Below are 9,307 nucleotides of genomic sequence, written 5' to 3'. Positions count from 1 at the left end.
ACCAACAACTTTACTGACACTGATGGCGATAATTTAACCTACAGCGCCACATTAGCAGATGGGAATGACCTTCCTTCTTGGTTAACCTTTGACTCACAAACTGGTACATTCAGCGGTACACCAGACACAGGTGATGAAACTGCACTAAATATTTTGGTGACAGCATCCGATGGTCAAGGGGGTACAAAAACTGATGGGTTTGAGTTAGATATTACTCCCGCACCTGTAGTCAATAATGACCCCACCTTAGTCTCTCCCATCACTGACCAAACGGTTGAAGCAGAAGACTCCTTCAGTTTAGATATCACCAATAACTTTAGTGATGCGGATGGGGATAATTTAACCTACTCTGCCACATTAGCAGATGGAAATGCACTTCCTTCCTGGTTAACCTTTGACTCACAAACTGGTACATTCAGCGGTACTCCGGACACAGGTGATGAAACTTCACTAAATATTTTGGTCACAGCATCGGATGGGCAAGGGGGAACACAAACCGATGGGTTTGAGTTAGATATCACTCCTGCACCTGTAGTCAACAATGACCCCACTTTAGTCTCTCCCATTGCTGACCAAACGGTTGAGGCTGAAGACTCCTTCAGTTTAAATATCACCAATAACTTTAGTGATGCGGATGGGGATAATTTAACCTACTCTGCCACATTAGCAGATGGAAATGACCTTCCTTCCTGGTTAACTTTTGACTCACAAACTGGTACATTCAGCGGTACTCCGGATACAGGTGATGAAACTGCACTAAATATTTTGGTGACAGCATCCGATGGTCAAGGGGGTACAAAAACTGATGGGTTTGAGTTAGATATTACTCCTGCACCTGTAGTCAATAATGACCCCACCTTAGTCTCTCCCATCACTGACCAAACGGCAAAGACAAAAGAAGTTTACAGTCTAGATATCAGTAACTATTTCACTGACCCTGATGGCGACAGTCTCACCTTCTCGGCTATGGGTTTACCTAAAGGATTAAACCTGAATTCGGAAACAGGTGTAATCAGTGGTACTCCCCGCAATAAAGGCGTCGGCACTAACTCGATTACTCTCACCGCTAATGACGGTAATGGCGGGGAAATCAGTGATGTCTTTGACTTAACAGTCAATCGTGGGACAAGGAATAATGGCAATGCCCAACCTAAACTCAAGTTCAAAAATGATCTGTTGTTTCTCAAGGGTAACTCTCAAGCCAGTAATCTCCTGTTCACGCTTACGGGTAACAACTCACCCTTTGTCAGTGAAGTTGGCATTTTTGAAGTAGATAATGCGGCGGGAAAGATTAATGGGATTAAACCCGGAGAAACCGACTATCTGCAAGCCGCCTTGGATGAAGGAAACGTTCTGTTCTCTAGTTTGCCCAATAATTTTGCTGGCGATAACTTGACTCGGATTTTGGATGTGGAACAAGTTTTCGGTGAGACGACTCCCAATCTGGGATTTTATCTGGTGCAAAACAGCACAACGGATAATGTCCAAGCCGCTTTAGACGCGGGACAAACGCCAACTAATGTTTGGTTTAGTATTCCGGGCGCTAATGCTAACAATACGGATTATTTTGAGGTACTGAATGGGGAGAGCAATCGGTTTACTCTCAATTGGCAAAATTCAATGGCAGAGAGTAACGATAGTCTGACTTTAACGGTTGAACCGACGAATAATTCTCCGGCGTTAGGAACTCAGTTACAAGGAGAACGAGAACTCATTGATTTACGCGAGCAAACCAGTCCGGTAGATGCGAATTTTATCGAGATTAAGAGTCATGCTGGTTTCGATAATTCCGTCGGCTTGTATGTGATTGAAAACGAAGAGGGAGCAGTGGAAGACCCCATGACAGGTCAACTGATTCACCCAGAAGACGAGGGTTATGCCCAAGCTGCCCTTGCTCAATCAGTGGTTAGTGATGTGAATCGGGGGATGGCGACGTTTGACACCCAATTAGAGGGAGGAAGTCTGCTGGCGCCTTACATTATCGCTAATGGCACCACAGAGGAATGGCTTGCCGAGAATTCCAACAATCAGTACCTGGGTTATGGTGAACCCATTGCCTACTTTGCCCATTTAGGTGCGAATCCTGATGGGGTTGACCACATTCGCCTCCTGGGTGATAACACCTTTGGCTTTGAGGATTTGTATGGAGGTGGTGACCAAGATTTTAATGATTTCACCTTTCAGGTTGATTTAACCGTTGCCTAACGTCTGGCATCAAAGTTTGAGGGCGACCCGATTTTATTGAAGGGATTGGAGTTGTTAATTAATGCAGGCGGGTCGCCCCTACAGGTTATTTGGCATCATTTTCAATCCCACTCAATTGTAGGGTGCGTTACGCTTTGCTAACGCACCGTTATTCAAGGCTTTGGTGGGTTACGGTGGATAGTCCATTAAATGATATTTTCCCGAATTAAGTTCCACCTAACCCACCCTACTGGCATGGCACAGCTAAAATGGTGGAACAGATTTTACCATTGAATCGGGCGCAAGTCTTTGCGCCCCTACGGTGTCTTGGGAAATTAATTATTGGTGGGTTACGGCGGATAGCCAATTAAATGATATTTTCCCAAATCAAGTTCCGCCTAACCCACGATGGCGGTTTACTTTGACAAGAGAATTAACCGTTTTTTACGATTGAGGAGTTAACTGTTCCTTAACGTAACATGGCACGAGTACGCTCTAAGTCAGATCTACCGACCAAAATCTGCCCCGTCTGCGAACGTCCTTTCACTTGGCGCAAAAAATGGGCGAAATGCTGGGATAATGTAAAGTTCTGCTCGGAACGCTGTCGCCGACGCAAATCCCAAGCCAGTTAACGTAAAGAAGTTCGTGAATTCAATGCAACCCAAATTAATTATCCATGGTGGTGCCGGAAGCGCCCTGAAAACCAAAGACGCCACCCAAGCGGTGCGCGATTCGCTTTATAAAATACTGGATGATGTCTATGCCTTGTTATCATCGGGTGCAAACGCCCGTGAAGCGGTGATTCGAGGCTGTCAACTCCTCGAAGATGAACCCCGCTATAATGCCGGAACGGGTTCGGTATTACAATCCGATGGACAGATTCGCATGAGTGCGTCACTGATGGATGGTAAACCTCAACGCTTTAGCGGTGTGATTAATGTCTCGCGGGTTAAAAATCCCATCGATTTGGCGAAGATTTTGCAAGATTGTCCCGATCGCATTCTCTCGGATTTGGGGGCGGCGGAATTGGTGCGGGAAGTGAATGCACCGATTTACAACCCGTTGACTGAGAAGCGATTACAGGAATGGTTACAGGATAGACAGGACAACTTTGAACGGACGATGGCGGATGTGGTTAGCGAACCCGAACTCCTCTCCTCGGAAGCTGGACGTGGCACAATTGGAGTTGTGGCATTAGATAGTCAGGGCGGCTTGGCGGCGGGTACATCCACCGGAGGAAAGGGATTTGAACGCATTGGTCGAGTCAGCGACTCGGCAATGCCTGCGGGAAATTACGCCAACCTCAACGCTGGGGTAAGCTGTACCGGGATTGGGGAAGATATCATTGATGAATGCTTCGCCGCACGGGTGGTGGTGCGTGTCACCGACGGCTTATCCTTAGCCGAAGCCATGGAACGTTCCATAAAAGAAGCAAAGGAGAATCGGCGGGATTTAGGTGCGATCGCCATTGACGCTAGGGGTGCGATCGCCTGGGGCAAAACCAGCCAAATTCTCCTCGCTGCTTACCATACCGGACACCAAAAGGGAGACACACTGGAAATGATTGAGGAGGTGCAAACGGTATAGCAAAGGTTATCCTTCATCAATAGGCTCAATCCGTCCATCTCGCGGGTTGCTTGGATGGGGACAGTATTTCTGGGCAAGACGTGCTGTTCCATCCCAGCTTCCGGCTCATTGGAGGATCAATCAGCCTTTGGAGTTAACCACAACCGACGTAATACAGACTGTTTACAGCGTATTACGCTCTTGTCTGTAGTTTCACTGATAAAACTCGCTGGCGTCAAGTTTTGTTTGCAAATCTTTATAAGGATAGCGATCGGTAAATTCTAGGAGAGAGTTCCCCAAGGATAAGCAAGGTCTAGTTTTGCCGAAACCGTGAAAAAACTAGAGGATTCACGGATGTAAACTCTCAATTGTTAGGGAACAATAAAGAAAGACAACCTAATTCAATCCAACTCAAACGCCAGTATGGGAATAGGCGAAACAATGCGAAGAATTCTAATCATTGAAGATGACATAAGCCTCCGGGATAATTTATCTGAAATTTTAGCAATGGAAGGATATAATCCCGCCAATGGCTATGACGTTATTGCCACAGATAACGGATCAAGTGGCATCAATTTCAGCTTATGTCTGAATCCAGAATTAATTATTTGCGACATTAATATGCCCGGATTTGATGGGTATACAGTCTTATCACAACTGCGCCGATTTGGTCGCCAAACCCCGTTTATTTTTTTGACAGCCAAATCGGAACCCAGGGATATTGAACGCGGGATACGTCTAGGGGCGAATCTATATGTCACCAAACCTTATGTCTTGGAGGAATTTGTCAGCATGGTGAAGCGAGTGTTAGCGGATATTCCTTCTCCCTCTTGTGCATCAAACATCTAACTGGGTAACACCACTATCCCGACCTCGCTACAATAAGAAGACTGAAGCGTAATGCTTCCTATCAGTAAGGGGGATAAGGACGATGGGTTTGCCAGTAGTTGCTGTAATCGGACGCCCGAATGTGGGCAAATCAACGCTTGTCAATCGGTTAGCCGGGGTGATGGATGCGATTGTCCATGACCAACCGGGAGTGACCCGCGATCGCACCTATCGACCCGCGTTCTGGCAAGACCGGGATTACTTGGTGGTAGACACCGGGGGCTTGGTTTTTGAGGACGATACCGAATTTCTACCCCTGATTCGCGAACAGGCAATGGCAGCCCTCACCGAAGCCAGCGCCGCTATATTAGTCGTCGATGGTCAAGCGGGTCCCACGGCGGCTGACCAAGCGATCGCAGATTGGCTACGCCAGCACCCTGTCCCGGTTCTCCTGGCGGTGAATAAATGCGAATCCCCCCAACAAGGACTAATCCAAGCGGCTGAGTTTTGGGAACTCGGTTTAGGCGAACCCTTTCCCGTCTCCGCGATTCACGGTACAGGAACCGGGGAACTCCTCGATCAACTGATTACCCATTTACCCACAGTGGGACTACTCCCAGACACCTCAGAAATCAACGTGGCGATAGTCGGGCGTCCGAATGTGGGTAAATCTAGTCTATTAAATGCCCTGACTGGAGAAAAACGGGCGATCGTCAGTTCCATTTCCGGCACCACCCGCGATGCCATTGATATGATGGTTGAACGCCCTGGTAATCCAGAAACGGGCAAGGAACCCCAAACCTATCGCCTGATCGATACCGCAGGCATTCGCAAAAAGAAAAATGTCGAATATGGCCCGGAATTTTTTGGCATTAATCGTGCCTTCAAAGCCATTCGCCGTTCTGACGTGGTTCTCTTCGTGGTTGATGCCCTAGATGGTGTCACTGAACAAGACCAAAAACTTGCCGGACGCATTGCCGAAGACGGACGGGCAGCGGTTATTCTGGTGAATAAATGGGATGCGATTGAAAAAGATAGCTACACCATCTACGAATACGAAGAACTGATTAAAAACCGCCTCTATTTTATCGAATGGGCACCGATGATTTTTGTCAGCGCCTTGACCGGAAAACGGGTAGACAAAATCCTCGATTTAGTCGATACTATTGCCGCAGAACACCAGCGCCGTGTCAGTACGTCTGTGATTAATGAAGTTCTTGAAGAAGCCATTAGTTGGCATTCACCGCCCACCAACCGCCAAGGGCGTCAAGGCAAAATTTACTACGGCACCCAAGTTAAAAGTAAACCGCCAACGATTGCCCTATTTGTTAATGATCCGAAACGGTTTAATGAAAACTATCGCCGCTATATTGAGCGTCAATTTCGTCAACAACTGGGTTTTACGGGTACACCCTTGCGCCTGCTATGGCGTGGGAAGAAAGTCCGCGACGTTGAAAGCAGCCGAGCTAATCGAGCCGTTCGGGTTTAATTTGGTGATTGGGGATTAAAGATTGGGTAAGTTTTGACCCTTCACTTTGGAAAGAGGGCATGGCGCGTGAGTTAACTCCTTTTCTTTCCCTGTTCCCTGTTCCCCGTTCCCTGTTCCCTTTTAACACACCATGGACTTACTGCGATCGCTCCCATTAGGGCTATACCTGGAACAACCTGTAACCTGGCTTCATTACCTGGATTCGCGGGTAAAACTGATATGGTTAATGAGCTTTTTGGCAGCACCCTTATTGGCAAATCCCTATTGCCGTTTGGCAATTGTTGTGGTACTGATTTTACTCACCCTCTCTGCCCGTATCCCGTTGCGGGTTTGGCGTCAGCAAATGGGTTGGCTGTTGATGCTATCGGTATTTGTATTTATTCTCACCGCGATCGCACCCGATGGATTAGCGGTTGATCATCAGCCTCGACTTCCGGAGGCAGACATAATCATGGTGGAGTCGGCTGAACCCTCAGCGCCGGAATCGTCTCAACCTAGACCTTGGTATAATCCCTTTGGCATCGGACAGGAATCGGTGTCAGAGGCTTCTGCGAGTGAAACCGTTATCCTGACCAATTTACCCCAACCGACGGACTACAGATACATCCTCCTGCAAGCCGGTCCAGTAACCATTACCCGGCGTTCCTTGGATCTAGCTGTTCGGGTGAGTACCGTAATTTTTACTTTAATTTATAGTACCAATCTTTACCTGCTCACCACCGCCCCAGAAGAAATTACCGCCGGGTTAGAAAGCCTCATGCGTCCCTTACGACGTCTGAATATTCCAGTTACAGAAATTGCTCTAACATTAACTTTATCTTTGCGTTTTATTCCCCTGGTTTTGGAAGAAGTGCAAAATTTAGTCCGTTCAATTCGGACTCGTGCGATTAACTGGAAAAAGTTAGGGGTTCGCCGCAGCGCCCAAGTTTGGATTATGGTCACTGAACGGTTATTGGAAAACCTGCTCATGCGAGCCGATCAAATTGCCAAAGCCATGACCGTGCGCGGCTTTACCAGTCCCAACCAGCATCGAGTCCAATGGCATCAACTGCGTTTACACTGGGGTGACTGGATTGTGATCGCGAGTTTAGCACCGTTTTGGATAGCCCGGTTAATGTGGGGGGGAATGCAATGATGACCGGAGATCACATAGTTGTAGGGGCGGGTTTAGCCACTCAATAGGCTTGTTACTGATAACGGAACAACAAAACCCGCCCTGACTTACGATCGATCAAAAAGAGATGATTGAGTCGCCCAATTCTTCATTCATCCGTAGGATTTTGACACCGCGAATTGTGTGGATAAGACTCACAAAATTCGTCTAAATCCGTTGAATAAGTCTCCGAATCATCAACTGTTGCTTCTTGGGCTTCCGGTTCCGCTTCGGCAGGAATTTCTGCGAAAATTCCCGTTAGTCGTTCTAAATTAGTTCTTAACGTCAGTCCCAATTCCCGTTCAGTTACTAAGGTCAAAACCTGTGTTGTTGCCGGATCAGATTCTCCAGTGAAACCTACTTCAATTTGGGCAATCTGATCCGGTTTAGTGAAAATAGCACCCAGAACGCCGAAAAGCAACGTATTCCCAATAATCCGACCCACGTTAGCTTTTTTGCCTTCTTGATAGGTTAGAGTGGCAACATCACTCGCCGCAACCGTAATTTCTTGAGTTGGTCTTTCATCATCCAAAACCGCGAGGCGATCGCCTTGTTCAATATAAGCGGTGATGACTCCCTCGGTGAGGGATATTTTGCATTTCCCGGATAGATCGGTTTCACCAGAGATTAAGGCGCAGATTCCCTCATGACCCGAACGCTGTTTAAGCGAGACAGGAGGTTCGTAGCCTTCACAGCGCGAATTTAAGGGGAATTTGGTGCATAAGGTGTAAAGGTCTACTTCCGGGTTAGCTTGTGCGGGACGGGAGGCGGCGAGGACAAAACTGGTTAGGGAGGTGGTAGCGAGGATTGTGGTTGTGGTTCCGGTAAGAATCAGGCGATTCAGTTTATGGTAGAAGCTGGAAGTCATAGTCAATATCTAAATTATGCCGTCGCGGGGAAGTATATCCAGGCAGAGTCAGCTTATGCAAGTTGAAATATATAGCAAATGATACGGAGATTGTGGAGGTCAAGGTGTGGAGTTTCAGCGCTATTTGGCTGAGCGTAATTACTCCTTCGCTAAGACACCATTGAGGAAAATATCCGCAATGCCTTCTGCCATTTCTTGCACCTCTTTGAGGGAAGCGCCTGGTTCCATAATCGTCTCGTCGCTGAACCCCGCCACAGCAAACATACCTAAAAATACCCTCGCCACAACCTTGGGGTTAGTCCGTCGATAGATCCCCCGTTCCATTGCCGTTTCAAAGAAGGCTTCCGCCACATCGGACATTTTAGCAATGACTTCTGACTGGATGCGATCGCGTAAATCGGGGTGAAACTGCGCTTCCATAAAGCAAACCCGCATCATATCCGCATTTTCATGCATCCGCATCATTCGCCGTCGCATCACCTGCGCCACGGCTTTATAACTCCCCATTTCGCTCAATTCCGTCAGCAAATCGGTGAGCAATTCCACCCATCCTTGGGTCGCCACCTCGACTAATATGGCTTTTTTACTCTCAAAATGGCGAAATAGAGTTCCTTCAGCAACGCCCGCTTTTGCCGCTAAGTCACGGGTTGTTGTCCCGTTATACCCTCGACTGGCAAATAAACGTTGGGCAGCATCTAGGATACGCTGCTTTGTCTGTGTCTCTGACTGAGGGGGCTGATGTAAGATTCGCATTGGACTCCAAAATGAGCGGCAAGGGTTGTTGGCAATCGATTATCTCAGAAAAGGCACGCTTTTAAGATCAGACGTATTTTACACTAAGATATTTCTTCCCCCAAACGGGTGAAAATTTACAAAAAGTTAGTTGCTAGGGATGACACCCTAGTGCAACGTGGCGGAAATACTTGAGTAGATACGATGAAGCTGGGGAAGCTGGGGGAGATATTAGCTGTTCAGTTATTGACAAAAAGACAAAAAATTACCCCACAGTAAAATAGACTTATAGCATCAGAAAATCTTGGGCAAGCACTCTTGCTGATTGCTGCCGTGATCAGTCGGTGGGTTAACTAACAGTCCGTCAATATCTAGACAATTAGTGACATAACTAGACATTTTCTGTGATATATGCAAGCAATGTCTAGTTTACTCCCCCGATAAGCAGCTACTCGACTTTGTGTGACGGTCTTTCACGTTGCACCGA

The 9,307-nt window shown here is 47.3% G+C and carries 8 protein-coding genes; 6 read left to right on the top strand and 2 right to left on the bottom strand.

Going from position 1 to position 9,307, the window contains the following annotated elements:
• From RIE73_RS26595 to RIE73_RS26570, 6 genes are all read left to right on the top strand, one after another.
• Positions 1-2,205, top strand: a 2,205-nt coding sequence (locus RIE73_RS26595) for a putative Ig domain-containing protein (RefSeq protein WP_446404040.1), incomplete at its 5' end; no start/stop codon positions are given.
• A gap of 458 nt (positions 2,206-2,663) precedes the next feature.
• A complete protein-coding gene (locus tag RIE73_RS26590) occupies positions 2,664-2,816 on the top strand; it encodes a DUF2256 domain-containing protein (RefSeq protein WP_446337469.1) in 153 nt (50 codons plus the stop codon).
• A 22-nt stretch (positions 2,817-2,838) separates the two neighbouring features.
• A complete protein-coding gene (locus tag RIE73_RS26585; RefSeq protein WP_446404039.1) occupies positions 2,839-3,771 on the top strand; it encodes an isoaspartyl peptidase/L-asparaginase in 933 nt (310 codons plus the stop codon).
• Between the two features lie 420 nt (positions 3,772-4,191).
• Positions 4,192-4,599 (top strand): response regulator transcription factor, encoded by a 408-nt coding sequence (locus tag RIE73_RS26580; RefSeq protein WP_446404038.1) that lies wholly within the window; start codon positions 4,192-4,194, stop codon positions 4,597-4,599.
• A gap of 82 nt (positions 4,600-4,681) precedes the next feature.
• Positions 4,682-6,067 (top strand): ribosome biogenesis GTPase Der, encoded by a 1,386-nt coding sequence (der, locus tag RIE73_RS26575; RefSeq protein ID WP_446404037.1) that lies wholly within the window; start codon positions 4,682-4,684, stop codon positions 6,065-6,067.
• Positions 6,068-6,197: 130 nt separating this feature from the next.
• Complete coding sequence (locus tag RIE73_RS26570) at positions 6,198-7,202, top strand: energy-coupling factor transporter transmembrane component T family protein (protein WP_446404036.1); 1,005 nt, start codon at positions 6,198-6,200, stop codon at positions 7,200-7,202.
• Between the two features lie 127 nt (positions 7,203-7,329).
• On the opposite strand, the gene RIE73_RS26565 is transcribed toward RIE73_RS26570, so the two are convergent.
• On the bottom strand, positions 7,330-8,088 hold the full coding sequence (locus RIE73_RS26565) for a hypothetical protein (protein ID WP_446404035.1): 759 nt from the start codon (positions 8,086-8,088) through the stop codon (positions 7,330-7,332).
• Positions 8,089-8,226: 138 nt separating this feature from the next.
• Positions 8,227-8,841, bottom strand: coding sequence for a TetR/AcrR family transcriptional regulator (locus RIE73_RS26560; RefSeq protein ID WP_446404034.1), 615 nt, complete (start codon positions 8,839-8,841; stop codon positions 8,227-8,229).
• Positions 8,842-9,307: the final 466 nt, after the last annotated feature.

Origin of the sequence: Coleofasciculus sp. C1-SOL-03, from assembly GCF_040220555.1 — a bacterium.
Classification (GTDB): domain Bacteria; phylum Cyanobacteriota; class Cyanobacteriia; order Cyanobacteriales; family Coleofasciculaceae; genus Coleofasciculus.
This window is presented reverse-complemented; position numbering and strand designations above follow the sequence as displayed.

Excerpts from the sequence above, each read along its gene's own strand:
- der (WP_446404037.1), top strand. The coding sequence starts at position 4,682 with ATGGGTTTGCCAGTAGTTGCTGTAATCGGACGCCCGAATGTGGGCAAA.
- RIE73_RS26580 (WP_446404038.1), top strand. The coding sequence starts at position 4,192 with ATGCGAAGAATTCTAATCATTGAAGATGACATAAGCCTCCGGGATAAT.
- RIE73_RS26590 (WP_446337469.1), top strand. The coding sequence starts at position 2,664 with ATGGCACGAGTACGCTCTAAGTCAGATCTACCGACCAAAATCTGCCCC.
- RIE73_RS26585 (WP_446404039.1), top strand. The coding sequence starts at position 2,839 with ATGCAACCCAAATTAATTATCCATGGTGGTGCCGGAAGCGCCCTGAAA.
- RIE73_RS26565 (WP_446404035.1), bottom strand. The coding sequence starts at position 8,088 with ATGACTTCCAGCTTCTACCATAAACTGAATCGCCTGATTCTTACCGGA.
- RIE73_RS26560 (WP_446404034.1), bottom strand. The coding sequence starts at position 8,841 with ATGCGAATCTTACATCAGCCCCCTCAGTCAGAGACACAGACAAAGCAG.
- RIE73_RS26570 (WP_446404036.1), top strand. The coding sequence starts at position 6,198 with ATGGACTTACTGCGATCGCTCCCATTAGGGCTATACCTGGAACAACCT.